General features: G+C 68.9%; 19 protein-coding genes. 13 read left to right on the forward strand and 6 right to left on the reverse strand.

All coding sequences use genetic code 11. From position 1 onward, the window contains the following. Positions 1-14: 14 nt before the first annotated feature. Positions 15-905 carry a LysR family transcriptional regulator gene (locus JOD31_RS05385; protein ID WP_204949226.1) on the reverse strand — a complete coding sequence of 297 codons (891 nt, stop codon included), beginning with the start codon at positions 903-905 and terminating at the stop codon, positions 15-17. Positions 906-1,047: 142 nt separating this feature from the next. On the opposite strand from JOD31_RS05385, the gene JOD31_RS05390 reads away from it, so the two are divergent. After that, positions 1,048-2,013 (forward strand): MBL fold metallo-hydrolase, encoded by a 966-nt coding sequence (locus tag JOD31_RS05390; protein WP_204949227.1) that lies wholly within the window; start codon positions 1,048-1,050, stop codon positions 2,011-2,013. A gap of 34 nt (positions 2,014-2,047) precedes the next feature. Beyond that, positions 2,048-2,779 (forward strand): pyridoxamine 5'-phosphate oxidase family protein, encoded by a 732-nt coding sequence (locus tag JOD31_RS05395; RefSeq protein WP_204949228.1) that lies wholly within the window; start codon positions 2,048-2,050, stop codon positions 2,777-2,779. A gap of 12 nt (positions 2,780-2,791) precedes the next feature. On the opposite strand, the gene JOD31_RS05400 is transcribed toward JOD31_RS05395, so the two are convergent. After that, positions 2,792-3,175 (reverse strand): nuclear transport factor 2 family protein, encoded by a 384-nt coding sequence (locus JOD31_RS05400; RefSeq protein WP_204949229.1) that lies wholly within the window; start codon positions 3,173-3,175, stop codon positions 2,792-2,794. A gap of 206 nt (positions 3,176-3,381) precedes the next feature. Next, positions 3,382-4,293 carry a hydrogen peroxide-inducible genes activator gene (locus tag JOD31_RS05405; protein WP_204949230.1) on the reverse strand — a complete coding sequence of 304 codons (912 nt, stop codon included), beginning with the start codon at positions 4,291-4,293 and terminating at the stop codon, positions 3,382-3,384. A gap of 157 nt (positions 4,294-4,450) precedes the next feature. On the opposite strand from JOD31_RS05405, the gene katG reads away from it, so the two are divergent. Continuing rightward, positions 4,451-6,622 carry a catalase/peroxidase HPI gene (katG, locus tag JOD31_RS05410; protein WP_204949231.1) on the forward strand — a complete coding sequence of 724 codons (2,172 nt, stop codon included), beginning with the start codon at positions 4,451-4,453 and terminating at the stop codon, positions 6,620-6,622. A 191-nt stretch (positions 6,623-6,813) separates the two neighbouring features. On the opposite strand, the gene JOD31_RS19615 is transcribed toward katG, so the two are convergent. From JOD31_RS19615 to JOD31_RS05420, 3 genes are read right to left on the reverse strand one after another with little or no spacing between them, the layout of a single operon-like run. After that, positions 6,814-6,924, reverse strand: coding sequence for a tautomerase family protein (locus tag JOD31_RS19615; RefSeq protein WP_309299048.1), 111 nt, complete (start codon positions 6,922-6,924; stop codon positions 6,814-6,816). A 7-nt stretch (positions 6,925-6,931) separates the two neighbouring features. After that, positions 6,932-7,189 carry a tautomerase family protein gene (locus JOD31_RS05415; protein ID WP_271206163.1) on the reverse strand — a complete coding sequence of 86 codons (258 nt, stop codon included), beginning with the start codon at positions 7,187-7,189 and terminating at the stop codon, positions 6,932-6,934. A gap of 57 nt (positions 7,190-7,246) precedes the next feature. Beyond that, positions 7,247-7,945: a glutathione S-transferase family protein gene (locus tag JOD31_RS05420; protein ID WP_204949232.1), complete on the reverse strand. Its 699-nt coding sequence runs from the start codon at positions 7,943-7,945 to the stop codon at positions 7,247-7,249. Between the two features lie 126 nt (positions 7,946-8,071). Between JOD31_RS05420 and JOD31_RS05425 the strand changes: the two genes are divergently transcribed. From JOD31_RS05425 to JOD31_RS05470, 10 genes are all read left to right on the forward strand, one after another. After that, a complete protein-coding gene (locus JOD31_RS05425) occupies positions 8,072-8,635 on the forward strand; it encodes a TetR/AcrR family transcriptional regulator (protein ID WP_204949233.1) in 564 nt (187 codons plus the stop codon). A gap of 315 nt (positions 8,636-8,950) precedes the next feature. Continuing rightward, complete coding sequence (locus JOD31_RS05430) at positions 8,951-9,703, forward strand: GntR family transcriptional regulator (protein WP_246482331.1); 753 nt, start codon at positions 8,951-8,953, stop codon at positions 9,701-9,703. Positions 9,704-9,710: 7 nt separating this feature from the next. After that, the gene (locus JOD31_RS05435; protein ID WP_204949234.1) at positions 9,711-10,457 is read left to right on the forward strand and encodes an ABC transporter ATP-binding protein; all 747 of its coding nucleotides are present in this window, start codon (positions 9,711-9,713) and stop codon (positions 10,455-10,457) included. A 2-nt stretch (positions 10,458-10,459) separates the two neighbouring features. Then, positions 10,460-11,299 (forward strand): ABC transporter permease, encoded by an 840-nt coding sequence (locus JOD31_RS05440; protein WP_204949235.1) that lies wholly within the window; start codon positions 10,460-10,462, stop codon positions 11,297-11,299. Beyond that, the gene (locus JOD31_RS05445; protein ID WP_271206164.1) at positions 11,296-12,321 is read left to right on the forward strand and encodes an ABC transporter substrate-binding protein; all 1,026 of its coding nucleotides are present in this window, start codon (positions 11,296-11,298) and stop codon (positions 12,319-12,321) included. The genes JOD31_RS05440 and JOD31_RS05445 overlap by 4 nt, the downstream gene beginning before the upstream one ends. A 67-nt stretch (positions 12,322-12,388) precedes the next feature. Further along, positions 12,389-13,405, forward strand: a complete 1,017-nt coding sequence (locus JOD31_RS05450) for a zinc-binding dehydrogenase (RefSeq protein WP_246482332.1) — start codon at positions 12,389-12,391, stop codon at positions 13,403-13,405. Further along, positions 13,402-13,842 (forward strand): PaaI family thioesterase, encoded by a 441-nt coding sequence (locus JOD31_RS05455; protein ID WP_204949236.1) that lies wholly within the window; start codon positions 13,402-13,404, stop codon positions 13,840-13,842. Before JOD31_RS05450 ends, JOD31_RS05455 begins: the two co-directional genes overlap by 4 nt. A 12-nt stretch (positions 13,843-13,854) precedes the next feature. Beyond that, on the forward strand, positions 13,855-14,661 hold the full coding sequence (locus JOD31_RS05460) for a VOC family protein (RefSeq protein ID WP_204949237.1): 807 nt from the start codon (positions 13,855-13,857) through the stop codon (positions 14,659-14,661). After that, on the forward strand, positions 14,658-16,142 hold the full coding sequence (locus JOD31_RS05465) for a class I adenylate-forming enzyme family protein (protein ID WP_204949238.1): 1,485 nt from the start codon (positions 14,658-14,660) through the stop codon (positions 16,140-16,142). The genes JOD31_RS05460 and JOD31_RS05465 overlap by 4 nt, the downstream gene beginning before the upstream one ends. Positions 16,143-16,248: 106 nt before the next feature. Then, a complete protein-coding gene (locus tag JOD31_RS05470) occupies positions 16,249-17,349 on the forward strand; it encodes a PLP-dependent cysteine synthase family protein (RefSeq protein WP_204949239.1) in 1,101 nt (366 codons plus the stop codon). The last annotated feature ends 18 nt before the right edge of the window (positions 17,350-17,367 follow it).

A 17,367-nucleotide genomic window follows, 5' to 3' on the forward strand; every position in this document is an offset into this window, starting at 1 on the left:
GCGCGCTTACGCCGTCACAAGCGCGCCCGCAGCCGGGGGGCGCTCCAGTCGAGGAAGGCGCGGACCTTCCGCAGCTTGAGGCTCGCCTCGGGGTAGACGAGGCTGACCGGCAACGGCGCGGGCGCGAAGGCCTCCAGGATGGGGACGAGCGCGCCCGACCGCAGCTCCGGCTCGATCTGATAGGCGAGGAGACGCACGACGCCGAGCCCCGCTACGGCGGCGGCGACCGCAGCCTCGGTCGAGTTCACGGCGAGGCGTCGGCGCGGCTCCGCGGCCCAGACCGGGGGGTCGCCGCGGTAGCGCCACTCGGGCGCGTTCTTGAAGCCCCTGAAGGTGACGCCGTCGTGGGCCGAGAGCTCTTTGGGCTCCGCGGGCGTCCCCCGTTCGGCGAGGTAGGCCGGGCTCGCGCAGGCGACCCTGCGCATCTCGCCGACCTTCGTCGCCCGCAGATCGCTGTCGACGAGGTGGCCGATGCGGACGGCGACGTCGACCTGCTCCTCGAGCAGGCTCACCTGGCGGTCGTTGAGCAGCAGCCGGACGTCGATCTCCGGCTGCTCCTTGAGAAAGGCGGTCACGATCGGCAGCACGTGCGTTCGGCCGAACATGATGGGCGCGGTGACGTGGAGCTCGCCGCGCGGGGCGCTGTACTCGCCGCCGGCGTCGCGCTCGGCCTCTTCGACCTGCTCCAGGATCCGCCGCGCGGCCTCGACGTAGGCCCGCCCGGCGTCGGTCAACTGGATGTGGCGGCTCGTGCGGATGAGCAGTTGCGCCCCGAGGTGCTTCTCGAGCTCGGCGACCTTCCGGCTCACGGTGGCGAGCGGCGAGCGAAGGCGCCGCGACGCGCCGGACAGGCTGCCCTCCTCCACGACGGCCAGCAGCACCGACATGCTTTCGAGACGGTCCATCGCACCTTCCGGAAATCGAGAGGAAGCATCTCGGAGGTCGACGATACTGCGCGCGAACAGGAGGGTCTAGCGTGCCGTCGGGCCGCGCCGCCGGAGTCGATCGGGACGAGGGCGCCCGGCCCTCTCGCTCGGAGCTTGTCCAATGACCGTTTCGCTGTCCCGTCGGGCCGTGGCCCTCGGCCTCACGGGCGCCGCCCTCGGCGCCTTCGCGCAGGCCCCGGCCTCCCTCGCGGCGAGCCCGCCGACGGCGTCCGCGGTGACGCCTCTCGCGCAGATCAAGATCGGCCGCTTCACGGTGACGGCTCTGTCGGACGGCTACGCCGACATGCCCTTCAGCTATTTTCCGGGGCGGACGCCGGCGCAAGTCGAGGCCGAGGCCAAGGCGCAGTTCACCGCGCGGCCGAGCGGGGTCCGGTTCCTGTTCAACCAGTACCTGGTCGAGGACGGAACGAGCCGCATCCTGATCGACGCCGGGCCCGCCGGCTCGATCGGCCAGACCGGCCGCCTCCCCGAGGCGCTCGTGGCGCTCGGCCTGCGCCCCGACCAGATCGACGCCGTGATCGTGACCCACATGCATCAGGACCACATGGGCGGCCTCATCGCGGGCGGCGAGCGCCGCTTCCCGAAGGCGGAGGTCTATGTGGACCGCCGCGACGTGGCCCACTGGACCGATCCGGCGAAGCAGGTCGGCGCGCCCGACTACCTTCAGACCAGCTTCCGGTTCGCGTCCGACCTCGTGCGGCTTTACCCCAAGCTTCAGGCGACCGAGGGCGACCACCAGATCATGCGCGGCGTCTCGCTCGTCGATCTGACGGGCCACACCCCCGGCCATATCGGCGTGCGGATCGAGGACGCCTCCCAGAGCCTGATCATGGTCTCGGACATGATCTTCCCGGTCGTCCATCCCCGGATGGGCACGGACGTGGCCTTCCTGTTCGAGCAGGACCGGCCGGCCGCGCAGGCCATGCGGGACCGGTTCTTCCCGCGCGCGGCGGAAGAAGGCGCGCTGATCGCGGCGACGCACATGCCCTTCCCCGGCCTCGGCAGGCTCGTGTCCGACCAGGGCCGGTTGCGCTGGGCGGCGGCGGATTGGGCCTACCAGGACTGATCCGGAACAACCCCCGTCGTTTCAGGAAGCCGACATGGTGCACAGGTGGCTGCAGCTCGCGTCCACGCCTTCGGTCAAGGCGGCCCGCGAGCGCTATGGCGGCGCAGCGCAGTACGCTCGGCTGGACGGGACGCTCGATCCGGACGGGCCGGTTCGGAACGACCGGCTCGACGAGCCGGAGCGGGCCTTCATCGCGGACCGCGACGGCTTCTATCTCGCGACCGTCTCCGAGACCGGCTGGCCCTATGTGCAATACCGCGGCGGGCCGAAGGGCTTCTTGCGGATCCTCGACGAGCGCACGCTAGGCTTCGCGGATTTTCGGGGCAACCGGCAGTACGTCACGACCGGCAACGTCGCCGCCGACGACCGGGTTTCGCTCTTCCTGATGGACTACGCGCGCCGGCGGCGGCTGAAGATCTTCGGCCGCCTGCAGATGCTCGACGCGGACGCCGACCCGGCTGTCCTCGACGCCGTCGCGATGCAGGATTACGAGGCGGTGATCGAGCGCGCGGCGATCATTCGGGTGGAAGCCTTCGACTGGAACTGCCCGCAGCACATCACCCCGCGCTTCACGCACGACGAGCTGGAGCATGTCCTCGCCCCCGTGCGCGACGAGATGACGGGCCTGCGGGAGGAAAACCAACGCCTGCGTCGATTGCTGGCGGAGCAGCGGACGACCGCAGCGCGCGTCGACGCGACGGCTTCGGATCGGGCCGGCTCGGGAGCTTCGTCGCGTTCGACCTCGGCCGTTCCGCCAGAAGAGTAAGCCGCTCTCCGCCTAGAACATTCCGTTGGGGTTCGCCGAGGTCTCGGGCAGGATCTGCAGCACGTCCCAGTGCTCGACGATCTTGCCGGCGTCATCGAGCCGGAAAATGTCCATGGCCGCATAGTCATGGTCTCCCGGCCAGTGCTGGAGACAGTGCAGCACGACCAGATCGCCCTCGGCGACCGCCCGCTTCACCTCCACGCGCTTGCCCGGCCACTCCCGCGCCATGCGTTCGAAGTAGGCGATGAAACCCTCCTTGCCGGTCGCCACATGCGGGTTGTGCTGAATGTACTCGTCGCCGGCGTAGCGTTCGATCGCCTCGCGCGGCCGGCGCTCGTTGAACATCAGGTCGTAGAACGCGACGACGTTCGCCTTGTTCTGCGCGGTGGTGGCCATGAGATCCTCGTGTCAGGTCGAGCAACGCCTGAGATCAGGGTTAGGCTGCGACGCCCGCTTCGGCGCGGCGGGCCTCGGGGGCAAGCTGGACGCAAGCGCTCCCAATCCGCAAGGGCTCCGTTCCGAGGCTTGATCGCGAAGGCGCGGTCCGTTCAACGGTCCGATCCGGGTCGCATCGTGCGGGCGCCGCGACGCGGCGAAGGCGCTTACCGCGACTGGCGCAGCGCCGCCGCCGACGTGCGGACCGCTTCGGAGATGTGCGTCAGTTGCCGGGCCAGCGGGCTCGTCCGGCGCCAGACCATGCCGATCGTCCGCGACGGCGGCGGTTTTGGGAAACGCGACACCGACACCGACGCCGAGCGCGTCTCGACGGCGACGGCCATCTCCGGAACCAGGGTGACGCCGAGACCCGCCTCGACCATCTGGACCAGCGTGGAGAGCGAACTCGCGTCCAGCAGATCGCGCGGCTGCGCGGCCTGCTCGCTCCTGTTGCAGAACGCGAGGGCCTGGTGGCGGAAACAGTGCCCCTCCTCCAGCAGGAGCAATCGCATCTCGCGCAGCGCCTCGCGGTTGGGGACGGGCTTTCCCTCGTCCGCGCGCGGCCTGACCAGCACGAAATCCTCGGTGAACAGCGCCGTTTCGGTCAGGGACGGCTCAGACACCGGCAGGGCGACGATCGCCATGTCGAGGCGACCCTCGTTCAGCTCCTGGACCAGCTTCGGCGTCAATGTCTCGCGCACGTGAAGGTCGAGCCCCTCGTGCAGCCGCGTCAGCTCCGCGACAAGGCTCGGAAGCAGATAGGGCGCGATGGTCGGGATCACGCCGATGCGAAGCTTGCCCGCCAGTCCGCCGCGCGCGCCGCGGGCATAGCCTTCGAGATCGTCGAGCGACCGCAGGATGTGCCGCGCCCGCAGCGCGATCTCCTCGCCGAAGCTCGTCAGGCGGACCTGGCGCCGGTCGCGTTCGAACAGCGCGGCCCCGAGCTCTTCCTCCAGCGCCTTGATCTGCATCGACAGCGCCGGCTGGGTGATCGAGCAGGCCTCCGCCGCGCGCCCGAAATGGCCATGCTCGGCCAGGGCCTCCAGATAGCGAAACTGCTTGAACGTCACGTTTTTCATAAGTTCAGCTTATCGTCGCGATCAGGAAATCGGAATTAAAATAATGAAGGGGTTTTGGTAAGACACGGCCTCGAAAGCCTGCGGCGAACCGCAGAGCGTCAGCGGAGCTCGGCGCCGGCCCGGCCCGGAGCCGCGCTGACCACGATCGGAGGAAGTCATGGACGCGAAGACCGAGGACAACGCCGGAAAATGCCCGGTCGCTCACGGCGGCCCGAGGCAGAACCCCGACTGGTGGCCCAACACCCTGCCCGTCGACCTCCTGAACCAGCATTCGTCCAAGTCCGATCCGCTTGATCCCGCGTTCGATTACCGCGAGGCCTTCAAGAAGCTCGACTACCATGCGCTGAAGAACGACCTGCGCAAGCTGATGACCGACAGCCAGGACTGGTGGCCGGCGGACTTCGGTCATTACGGCCCGCAGTTCGTCCGCATGTCGTGGCACGCCGCCGGCACCTACCGTCTCGCGGACGGCCGCGGCGGCGGCGGTCGCGGCCAGCAGCGCTTCGCCCCGCTCAACGCGTGGCCGGACAACGTTAACATCGACAAGTCGCGCCGCCTGCTGTGGCCGATCAAGCAGAAGTACGGCCAGGCGATCTCCTGGGCCGACCTGCTGATCCTGACCGGCAATGTGGCGCTGGAAAGCATGGGCTTCCGCACCTTCGGCTTCGCCGGCGGACGCGCCGACACCTGGGAGCCGGATCGCGACGTCAACTGGGGCAACGAGACCGAGTGGCTCACCCACCGCACGCTCGACAAGTTCGAGAAGGGCCTCGGCGCGACCGAGATGGGCCTGATCTACGTCAACCCGCAGGGGCCTGACGGTAACGGCGACCCGATCTCGGCCGCGGAGTTCATCCGCGAGACCTTCGGGCGCATGGCGATGAACGACGAGGAGACCGTCGCGCTGATCGCCGGCGGCCACACCTTCGGCAAGACCCACGGCGCGGCGGCCGAGTCCTACAAGGGCCCGGATCCGGAAGCGGCCGACATCGAGGATCAGGGCCTCGGCTGGAGCTCCAGCTTCGGCGCGGGCCACGGCGGCGACCAGATCGGCTCCGGCCTCGAGGTCACCTGGACCCAGACGCCGGTCCAGTGGAGCAACTTCTTCTTCGAGAACCTGTTCAAGTTCGAATGGGTCCAGACGCGCAGCCCCGCGGGCGCGATCCAGTGGGAGGCGAAGGACGCCCCCGAGATCATCCCGATGGCGCACGACCCGTCGCGGAAGATCAAGCCGACGATGCTGACGACCGACCTGTCGCTGCGCTTCGATCCGGCTTACGAGAAGATCTCCCGCCGCTTCCTCGAAGACCCGCAAGCCTTCGCCGACGCCTTCGCGCGCGCCTGGTTCAAGCTGACCCACCGCGACCTCGGCCCGCGCGCGCGCTACATCGGGCCGGAAGTCCCGAAGGAAGTGCTGATCTGGCAGGATCCGATCCCGGCCGTCGACCACCCGCTGATCGACGAGGCGGACGCTGGGACCCTCAAGGCCAAGATCCTCGAGTCCGGGCTCACCGTCTCCGAACTGGTGGGAACCGCCTGGGCCTCGGCCTCGACCTTCCGCGGCGGCGACAAGCGCGGCGGCGCGAACGGCGCCCGCATCCGCCTCGCGCCGCAGAAGGACTGGGAGGTCAACCAGCCCGAGCAGCTGGCGCGCGTGCTTGGCGTGCTCGAGGGCGTGAAGGCCGAGTTCGACGCCTACGCCGGCGGCGGCAAGAAGGTGTCGATCGCGGATCTGATCGTGCTCGCGGGCAACGCGGGCGTGGAGAAGGCCGCGAAGGCGGCCGGACATCTGGTGACCGTGCCGTTCACGCCGGGCCGCGCCGACGCCCGGCAGGACGAGACCGACGTCGACAGCTTCCAGTGGCTGGAGCCCGAGCTCGACGGCTTCCGCAACTACGAGAAGTCCAACACCAAGCGCGCCGAGGTGGCCCTGATCGACAAGGCGCAGCTGCTGACCCTGACCGCGCCCGAGCTGACGGTGCTGTTCGGCGGCCTGCGCGCGATCAACATCAATGTCGGCGGCGACACGCGGGGCGTCCTCACGGACAAGCCGGGTCAGCTCACCAACGACGTGTTCGTGAACCTGCTCTCGATGGACACGAAGTGGACGGCCTCGGACGACGCGAAGACCACGTTCGTCGGGACCAACCGCAAGACCGGCGAGACGACCGGGACGGCGAGCCGCGCCGATCTCGTCTTCGGCTCGAACTCGGTGCTGCGCGCCCTGGCCGAGGTCTACGCCGCCTCCGACGCCACCGAGAAGTTCGTGAAGGACTTCGTCGGGGTCTGGACCAAGGTGATGAACCTCGATCGCTTCGACGTCGCCTGACCTGCGGCGCGCTGCGACCCGCCGCTTCCAGCGTGGGAAGCGTGCGGGTCGCAGCATCCCGGCTGAAAACTGACAAAGCCCCTCCGGACCGACCGGCGGCCCGCATGCAGCAAGGCGTGTGAACGCGAGCCGCGTGTTGGAATGACGGAGGCTTTGTCTCCGCCTCACCGTTGCAGTTCAGATTCAGCCATTCACCAGGGCTGGCCGTCGCCAAACGACCAGTCCTCTTTGTCCACGAAGACCATGTTGATCATGATGTCGTCTGGACGGACGGCCAGCTTGGTTTTCAGCTCGTCGGCGATGAACCGGTTAGAAGGCGAACTTAGTCTCTCTCTCGTTTCCGACGGTGCTGGTTACCTGGATCAGCATGCAGTCAGGGGACCGACTGAAGCCGAAGAACTTGAAATCATAGATTAGGTTTTCGGCGGTGTGTTCGCCGACAACCACGAAGCGGTCGCCGTCGGGAGCCTTCAGGATATCGATGACGCCTCTGTAGACGATGTCGGCCACGGCGGCGCGGTATTCCGGGGTTTTGCCTTGGATCAGGTCGATGCGTGCGAACGGCATTGTAGCCTCCGTCACGTTGAGTTTCGGATGAGGCGTCGGTCGAGGGAGTTGAGTGTTTCAGGCCCGATTATCGAGCTCGGGCACGCCACTGTTCCGGTCGGCGTAGGCGGCCAGAAAAGCCGGCCGGCGCTGCCAGCGCCGCCAGAAAGCATCGATGTGCTCGAAGCGCTCATCGAGCGGGGTGGCGTTCACCGGAAACTTCGAGAACGCGATCGCGGTCGCCATCGTGATATCCGAGAAAGTCGGCGCGTCGCCGCCCAGCAACCACTCGCGGCCATCCGCCAGATGGCGATCGACAAGCGCGGCGTGAGCCAGCGCCACCTTGCGGGAATGCTCGCCCCACGCCGGATTGCTGGTCAGTTCCAGCTTCGGCCCGAGCCCCTGATGCAGCACATGGAAGGCGGTGACGATGGGATAGAGGATGTGCACCCACACCCGGTTGTCCCACATTTGGTCGAGGCCGCGCTCGTGGGGCGTCGCGCCCATGATCTTTCGACCGTCGAAGGTGTCGTCGAGGTAACGCGCAATGGCGGAGGTCTCGCTGAGGAAGGAACCGTCCGCAAGCGCTAAGGTCGGGGTCTCGCCCCATTGGTTCATCTTGAGGTGTTTCCAGCCGCGCTGCTCGCCAACCGGCGACATATCGTAGATCGTTTCATTGAACTGATCGGCGATGCCTTTCTCATGCATAAAAATACGCAAACGCTGCGGGTTGGGAAAGGCCGAGGGAGAGGTGAAGAGCCTGAGCTTGTCGGTCATGGCGTGTCTCGTTTCGTGCTGGCAAGCCACCTGCCTGTCAGATGACAGACAATTCAGTACGACTCGAATCTTGCTCCGTCAACCCCTATCTGTCATATGGTAGGCAATTCACGATGAGGCAGGATAATGAAAGAGAATGCGAAGGAAGCGATCCTCATGGCGGCGCGGGAAGCGGCGATGGCTTATGGCTACGGCGGCATAAACTTCCGCGATCTGGCGCAGACCGTGGGCATCAAGGCCGCCAGCATAAACTATTACTTCGCCAACAAGGCCGCGCTCGGCGAGGCGGTTGCGAAGCGCTATTGGGAAGATATCGCCCGCGAGCTGGACGCGATTTCAGCTGCGGCTCAAAGCCCGATCGCCGCCTTACGCAGTTACCCCGACATTTTCCGAGCGTCGCTTGAGCGCGATAATCGGATCTGCCTCAGCAGTTTCATGGCGACCGAATATGACGAGCTTCCCGAAGCGGTGCTGAGGGAGGTTCAATCCTTTGCCGACGTCAACGTCTCTTGGCTGAGCAAGGAGCTGACGGCTGCGAAGGTGGTCACGCCCGAGGAGAGCGAGGCAAGAGCTCGTGCGATTTACGCGGCTGTCGCCGGCGCTCAAATCGTCGCGCGGAGTCGCTCGAATATCTCGCTCTTTGACTCGCTGATCGAGAGCTATCGTGTGGCGGGTCTTTTGCCAGGATGAGCAAGGCTACGGCCCGAGCATCCGGTGTTGCCCGACCGTTCGCGCCAAGAGCGGCTGCGAGCACCTCCCGCCGAAAGGCGCCGCGAGGCGGGCCGGCCTTATGGCAAGGACCCCGGACCGAATTTCAGAAGTCGGGTTCAGCGGCCACCTGCGGGTCGGGTTTTTGCACAGCCTGAGGCCTGACGCCCTCGCCCAGCCCCCGCCGCGACCACGCCCTGCGTAGCGATGTCGCGCCCGCCCTTTGCGGTGAAAGAAGCCTTGAGCATCCCAAATTGATCTCGTAGGCTGCTCACAGACATCCGGTGGAGCGGCCACATGGCGGACGCAAGAGACGAGCAGCGACCGCCGCGCCAGGCGGCGGAGATTGCGATGCCCGAGGCGACGCTCAGGGGCGCCCAGGCCTACGACCTGATCCGCCGCGAGATCGTCTCGTGCCGGATCCTTCCCGGCGCGCGGGTGACCGAACCGGAGCTGATGGACCGCTTCGGGGTCGGCAAGGCGAGCCTGCGCATCGCGCTCCAGCGCCTGACGCAGAGCGGTCTGATCTCTTCGATCCCCCGGCACGGCTACCGGGTGGCGCCCGTCACCGCCAGGGACGTCGACGAGATCTTCGCTCTGCGCATCGCGCTGGAGCCGCTGGCGGCGCGGGCGGCGGCGGGGCGCGTGAACCGCGCGCAGCTCGAGCGGCTGGAGCAGGCCTGCCGTGGCAAGATGCCGGCCGATGTCGGCAACCAGATCGACTTCTTCATGGAGGCGAACCGGAGCTTCCACATGGCGATCGCGGTCGCGTCAGGGAACGAACGGCTCTGCCGCACGCTGTCCGGACTGCTCGACGAGATGACGCGCGTGGTCGCGCTGGGCTTCGGGGTGCAGCGCGTGCGCCCCAACATCGAGAGCGACCACACGCTCCTGATCGAGCACCTGACCGCCGGCGACGCCGACGCCGCGGAGCAGGTGGCGCGCCGGCACGTGGAGACGTTCCGGGACATGACCATGGAAAAAGTCGTCGCCAGTCTGCGCGCGACCGGCGCCCCGCTCGCTCCCTCAGCCCATGTCTCGAACGGTTGAGCCGCCGATGTCCGTGGTGAAGGTTCAGTCGGTCAGCAAATGGTTTCCGCGCCGGGACGGCGAAAGCCTCCACGTGCTGCAGAACATCGACCTCGACGTGCCGGAAAAGGCCATCGTCGCGATCGTGGGCGCCTCGGGCTGCGGCAAGAGCACCTTGCTCAACATCATCGCCGGGCTGGTGACGCCCGACCGCGGCTGCGTGTTCCTGAACGGCGTGAAGGCGAGCGCCTTCGAGGACTGGCGCTCGCTCACCTACATGTTCCAGGAGGACCGGCTGCTGCCCTGGCGGACCGCCACGCAGAACGTGGCTTTCGGGCTGGAGGCCGCGGGCGTAGCCCGGCCGGAGCGCCGCGAGCGGGTGACGGAGACGCTGGCGCTGGTCGGCCTGTCCGGCTTCGCGGACGCCTATCCGCACGAACTGTCCGGCGGCATGCGGAGCCGTGTGGCGCTCGCCCGCAGCCTCGTCACGCGGCCGCAGATTTTGCTGATGGACGAGCCGTTCTCGAAGCTCGACCCGTCGATCCGGACGCAGATGCACGACGAGGTGCTGCGCATCAAGGAGCTGATGGGCATGACGATCGTGTTCGTCACCCACGACGTGGAGGAAGCGGTGGTGCTGGCGGACAAGGTCGTGGTGCTGAACCCCCGTCCCGGCCGCGTGCGCGAGACGCAGGAGATCCGCCTGCCCTACCCCCGCGATCCGCTCTCGCCCGACGTGGCCGAGCAGGCGCGCCTGCTGCGCCGGAGCCTGTGACCATGAGCGCAGTTCCCGTCTCACCCGCAGCCCCCGTCGACGACGGACGGCCGAAGCCCGTCCCGGGCGCCGCGCGCGACCGCCGGCTGAAGCTCGCCGCGCTCCGTCTCGCGCTGCTCGTGGCGCTGCTCGCCATCTGGCAGGTCGCGTCGCTCGGCGCGCCGCCCTTCGTGCTGCCGAGCCCGATGCGCGTCTGGGAGGCCTGGACGACGCTGGTCGCCTCCCCGACCTTCTGGAAGGACCTCGGCGTCACCTTCGAGCGCATCGTCACGGGCTTCGCGCTGGCCGCCATCTTCGGCGTCGTGGTCGGCCTCGTGCTCGGCGCGAGCAAGACGCTCGGCGAGTTCTTCGAGCCGGTGCTGACGCTGATCACCACCGTCTCGTCGGCGATCTGGGCGATCTTCGCGCTGATCTGGTTCGGCCTGTCGAACTGGACGACGATCTTCGTGGTGTTCATGACCGCGATGCCGTTGATCCTGACCACGGTCTGGCAGGGCACCCGGACGGTGAACGCCGATTTCGTGGAGCTCGCGCGCACCTTCCGCATGTCGCAGGCGCAGGTGCTGACCAAGATCTACCTGCCGACGATCCTGCCGCTGTTTTTCTCGTCGGCCCGCCTCGCCTTCGGTTTCGGCGCGCGCGTCAGTCTCGTGGCGGAGACGCTCGGCGCCTCGAGCGGGGTCGGCGTCCGCCTCAAGCAGGCCGCCGACCTGCTGCAGACCGACCAGGTGTTCGCCTGGACGCTGACGCTGGTCGCGCTGATGCTCGCCCTCGAAGCCCTCGTCCTCAAGCCGCTCGAAGCCCGCCTCTTCCGCTGGAAGAAGCAGGCCGAGGCGTCGTGACCGCCCGCCGCCCGCTCAACCCCGTCCGTGGAGCTTTCACCGTGAAGCGCATCGCAGTCCTCGCCGCCGCCTTCGCCGCGGCTCTCGTCGCGGCCGCCCCCGCGCAGGCCGAAAAGGTCCGCATCGGCTACTGGAGCTCGGGCGTCAGCCTCGGCTTCGGCGCGGTGCTGGAGACCGGCAAGTTCATGGAAAAGCAGGGGCTCGAGGTCGAATACCTCAAGTTCCCGGATGTGAACGCCCCGACCAAGGCGCTGGCGGCCGGCGCCATCGACTTCGCGATCGGCGCTCCGGCGGCGGGCGCCTTCAGCGTCGCGGTCGACGGCCTGCCGCTGTCGATCGTGCTCGCGACCCAGGTCGCGGAGCTCGACTTCGTGGTGCCCGAGGACTCGCCCGTGAAGACCATGGCGGACCTGAAGGGCAAGAAGGTCGGCGGCTCGCCGGCCGGCAGCGCCACCGCCGCCATCACCTCGGCGATCCTCGCGACCAACTACGGCATCAAGGCCGGCGAGTACGAGGCGGTGCCCGGCAACGACCCGCGGCTGGCGCAGTTCCTGGTGCAGAAGGACATCGACGCCGCGGCGCTGCGCACAGTGACGATCGCCCTGCTCAAGGACGTCAAGCTCCGCAAGATCGGCACCTTCCGCGAGGAGTGGACCAAGATCACCAAGCAGCCCGCGCCGCCGGTGCTCGGCGTCGGCGTCATGCGCAACGACTGGCTGAAGGCGAACCCGGAGGCTGCGGCGAAGGTGATCGCCGGCATGCGCAACGCCTACGAGTTCGGCAAATCGGACAAGACGGCGGTCGCCATGGCCCTCGCCGCCGCCGCCAACATGAAGGACGAGGACGCCAAGGCCTACGCCGCGCTCTGGGACGGGATCTACACCGTCAGCATGGAGCCCGCCGACGTCGCCTCGCTCAAGGCTGAGTTCGACGTGTTCAAGACCATCGGCGCGGTCAAGGGCGAGCTGCCCGACGCCGCCCTCGCCACCGCGCCCTACGAGGCGTCCAAGGCCGTCAAGTGACGGCCTGACCGCGGCTTCAACGCCAAACGACAAGCGCGAAACGCGCCGCACAAGAGAAAGCGACCCAATGCCCAAGACAATGAAGGCCCTTCTGCTCAAGCAGCACGGCGACGTCTCCGACCTCGTGGTCGTGGACGACTACCCCGTCCCGACCGCGGACGCCGGCCATGTGGTGATCCGCGTCGGCGCCTCCTCGTTCAACTACCACGACGTCTTCACCGTGAAGGGCATGCCGGGCATCAAGGTGCCGCTGCCGGTGATCATCGGCCTCGACATGGCCGGCGAGATCACCGAGGTCGGCGACGGCGTCGAGGGCTGGAGCGTGGGCGACCGCGTGCTGGTCAACCCGCTCTATCCCAACAAGGGCCTGATGGGCGAAATGCTCGACGGCGGCATGGCGCAGTACTGCAAGGTCTCGGCCGGCCAGCTGATCCGCATGCCGGACAAGGTGAGCTTCGTCGACGCGGCCTCGCTGCCGGTCGCCTACGGCACCGCGCACCGCATGCTCGTGACCCACAAGACGGTGAAGGCCGGCGACAAGGTGCTGATCCTCGGCGCCTCGGGCGGCGTCGGCACCGGCTGCGTGATGCTGGCGAAGCAACTCGGCTGCGAGGTCATCGCCTGCGCCGGCAGCGACGACAAGATGGCGCGCCTGAAGGAGCTGGGCGCCGACCACGTCGTGAACTACCGCGAGACCGACTTCTCGCGCTGGGCCATCCAGCAGTACGGCAAGCCGCAGCGCCGGAGCTACGAAGGCGGCGTCGACGTCGTCATCAACTTCACCGGCGGCGACACCTGGGCGCCCTCGCTGAAGTGCGTGAAGCGCGGCGGCACGATCCTCACCTGCGGCGCGACCGCGGGCCACGACCCGAAGGAAGACCTCCGCTACATCTGGAGCTTCGAGCTCAAGATCATCGGCTCCAACAGCTTCTACGACGACGACCTCGCGGCGCTCATGGACATGATCCAGGAGGGGACGCTGAAGCCGGTGGTCGACAAGGAGCTGCCGCTGGAAGAGGCCGCGGAAGGCCTCCGGATGATCCGCGACCGCGAGGTCATGGGCAAGATCGTGGTGACGCCATGAGCGCCGAAAACACGAGCGAGACCAAGCCGATGATCACCGCAGCCGAGGTCGAGGAGAAGCTGCTGCGCGGGCCCTTCCACCAGTGGCTCGGCCTCAAGGTCGTCTCGGTCGGCGACGGCGAGATCGAGCTGACCGCGACCTGGCGGCCGGAATGGGTCGTCAACGCCGAGCGCGGCTACGTCCACGGCGGCATCCTCGCCACCCTGATCGACCTTACGGCCGACTGGGCGCTGGTCTCGAAGACCGGCCGCGGCGTGCCGACGGTGGACCTGCGCGTGGACTACCACCGCGCCGCCATGCAGGGCGACCTGACGGCGAAGGGCAAGGTCGTGAAGTTCGGCGGCACGCTTTCGGTCGCCGAGGCGCAAGTGCTTGATTCCGAAGGCCGACTGCTCGCCAGCGGCCGCGGCGTCTACATGACCGCGACGCCGAAGTGAGGGCCTGAGGCGATGGCGGACGGGACGGCGGCGGCGCTCGACCATGTGGTCGTCAACGTGCTGCGCGGCATGGACGGGGCGGCGGCGATCTTCGCCGCGCTCGGCTTCCAGCTGACGCCGCTCGGCCGCCATTCGCTGGGCTCCATCAACCACCTGATGATGACGCCGGGCGGCTATCTCGAGCTGGTCGGCGTTCCCACTGAGGGCAAGCAGCGCCAGGAGGTGCTGGACAGCCCCTTCGGCCTCAACGGCCTCGTGCTGAAAAGCGACGACGCCGACGCGACTTACGCCCGGCTCGGAGCCGCCGGCCTCGCCCCCTCCCCGCCGGTCGCGTTCTCGCGGCCGGTGGAGATCGACGGCCAGGTTCTCGACGCGCGGTTCCGCACCGTCCGGGTTCCCGCGGCGCGGTTTCCCGCCGGCCGGGTCTACTTCTGCGAGCACCTGACGCCCGAACTGGTCTGGCGGCCGGAGTGGCTCACCCACCCCAACGGCTTCGTCCGGCTCGACCGGATCGAGGTGACGTCGGGTGAACCGCGGGCTGACGCGGCGGCCTACGCCGCGGCCGCCGGGGTTAACACGGGGTTAACCGAGGACGGCGCCGCCACCGTCGCCCTCGCCGATGATTTCGCGATCGACGTCGTTCCGGGCGACCGGCCGCGCTTCGCGACGCTCGGGCTGTCGTTCGACGGCCTCGACGCGATCGCCGCGCGCGCCGCCGCCACGCCCGGCGCCGACTGGACGGGACCGGGGTCCGACGGGACGGCGACCCTCGCCATCCCCTCCCTCGACCTCACCCTCGCCTGCCGGAGCCTGCGATGAACGCCGTCACCAACCTCGGGGCCGTCCTGTCCGCGACCGGCGACGCCGCAGCCCCGGCGATCGTCGGGATCGGGCTCGACGGCTCCGAGACCCTCCTCACCCGCGGCGACCTCGACGCCATGGCGAACGCCTTCTCCCGCGGCCTCGCCGCCCACGGGATCCATCGCGGCGACCGCGTCGCGATCCTGGCGGCGAACCGGCCCGACACCGTCGCGCTTCTTCTCGGGGCGATGCGGGCGGGGGTCGTGCCCGTCCCGCTGAACTTCAAGTTCCCGGACGCGACCATCGCCCAGATCGTCGCCGACAGCGGCGCGAAGGTGGTGTTCTGCGACGCGGAGCGCCTCGACCATGCGCCGGCGGGGGTCCCCGTGGCGTCGCTCGAAACCGAACTCGACGGCTGGCTCGATCCCGGCCCGTTCGCGCCCGTCGATCCGGCGCCGGACGAGGCGGCGATGATGCTGTTCACCTCCGGCTCCACCGGCCGGCCGAAGGGCGTCCGGCTCAGCCACGCCAGCCATCTCTGGGTGGTGCGCACGCGCATGGCCGACGACGACCTCGCCGGCGAACGCATGCTGATCGCGGCGCCCCTCTACCACATGAACGCGCTGGCCAACGCCCTGCTGGCGCTGGCGAGCGGGGCGACGGTGCTGCTGCTGCCGCAGTTCCAGGCCAGGGCCTACATCGCCGCGATCGACCGCCATCGCGCGACCTGGGCGACCGCGGTGCCCCCGATGATCGCCATGATGCTGCGCGAGAAGGAAGCGCTCGCCGGCGCCGATCTCTCCAGCGTCCGGGTGGTGCGCATGGGCTCCGCGCCGGTGAACGACGCGCTCGCGGCCCAGACCCGCGCGCTGCTGCCGAACGCCCGCATCATCAACGCCTACGGCACCACCGAGGGCGGCCCCGTGGTGTTCTCGGACCCCGACGGCGCGGCCCCGACCGGATCGGTCGGCCGCCCGCATCCGGGCGTGGAGGTCCGCCTCGTCGGCCCCGACGCCCCCGACCTCGGCGTGCTGCAGATGAAGAGCCCGGCGATCATGCTGGGCTATCATGAGCGGCCGGACGTGCGCTCGCCGATCCTGGCGGACGGGTTCTACGACTCCGGCGACGTGTTCCGGCGCGACGCCGATGGGTTCTATTTCTTCGTCGGCCGGGTCGACGACATGTTCGTCTCCGGCGGCGAGAACATCTTCCCGGGCGAGGTCGAGACCATGCTCGAGACCCATCCCGACGTGCTGCAGGCGAGCGTCGTGCCGGTGGAGGACGACATCAAGGGCCAGAAGCCGGTCGCCTTCGTGGTGCGCCGGCCGGGCTCCAGCCTCGACGAGGCGACGCTCAAGGCCTTCGCCCTCGCGAACGCCCCGGCCTACCAGCATCCGCGCCGGGTGTGGTTCCTGGACCAGACGCCGCTCGCCTCCACCAACAAGATCGACCGCGCGGCCCTCAAGGCCCGCGCCGAGGCGGAGCTGAGGGGGTCGTGAAGGTGATCATCGGCCTCCGCCGCGCTGCGTCCGAGACCGGAGCGCGACGCCTCCACCCCCGGCCCCTCCCCGCAAGGGGGACGGGGGCAACGTCGAGCGTGCTCCCATGCTGACCGCCGCGACCCCCGCCTCCGCCGCCACGACCTCCGAGCCCTGCCGCCGCGCCTGGGTGGCGCAGGCGATCGCGCGGCTGGAGGCCGAGAGCGCCCGCTCCGCCGACACCCATCTGCTGCGGCTCGAACTGCCGAAGGCGCCCGGCATCGCGCTCTACCTCAAGGACGAGTCCAGCCACCCCACCGGCAGCCTCAAGCACCGGCTGGCGCGGTCGCTGTTCCTCTATGCGCTCTGCAACGGCTGGATCGGACCGGACACGCCGATCGTCGAGTCCTCCTCCGGCTCGACCGCGATCTCGGAGGCCTACTTCGCCCGGCTGCTGGGGCTCAGCTTCGTCGCGGTGATGCCGCGGTCGACCTCGCGCGAGAAGATCGCGGCGATCGCGTTCCACGGCGGCCGGCCGCATCTCGTCGACCATGGCGACGTCTCCGGCGAGGCGCGCCGGCTGGCGGCGGAGATCGGCGGCCACTTCATGGACCAGTTCACCTACGCCGAGCGGGCGACGGACTGGCGCGGCAACAACAACATCGCCGAGACGATGTTCGCGCAGCTCGCGCTGGAGGACCGCCCGGTCCCGGACTGGGTGGTCTGCGGCGCCGGCACCGGCGGCACCTCGGCGACGATCGGGCGCTACCTGCGCTACCGCAAGCTCTCGACCTCCCTCTGCGTGGCGGACCCGGAAAGCTCGGTGTTCCACCGCCACTACGCCGAGCGCTCGGTGACTCGGGTCGAGCGCTGCGACAGCGTGATCGAGGGCATCGGCCGCACGACGGTGGAGCCGTCCTTCGTGCCGGAGCTCGTCGACCGGATGATCGTCGCGCCGGACGCCGCGAGCGTCGCCGCCGCCCGGCTCGTCAGCGACATTCTCGGCCGCCCCTGCGGCGGCTCCACCGGCACCAACGTCTGGGCCTGCCTGACGCTGATCGAGGAAATGCAGGCGGCGGGCCGCGACGGCGCGATCGTGACGCTGCTCTGCGACAGCGGCGAGCGTTACCGCTCCACCCTGTTCGACGACGCCTGGATCGCCGGCCGCGGCCTCGACCTCGCCCCCGCGCAGGCCCGCCTCGCCGCGGTGTTCGGGCGGGACGTCTGAGGACGGGATGACGTGACC

It is taken from the genome of Methylopila capsulata (assembly GCF_016907975.1).
In the GTDB taxonomy this organism is placed as follows: domain Bacteria; phylum Pseudomonadota; class Alphaproteobacteria; order Rhizobiales; family Methylopilaceae; genus Methylopila; species Methylopila capsulata.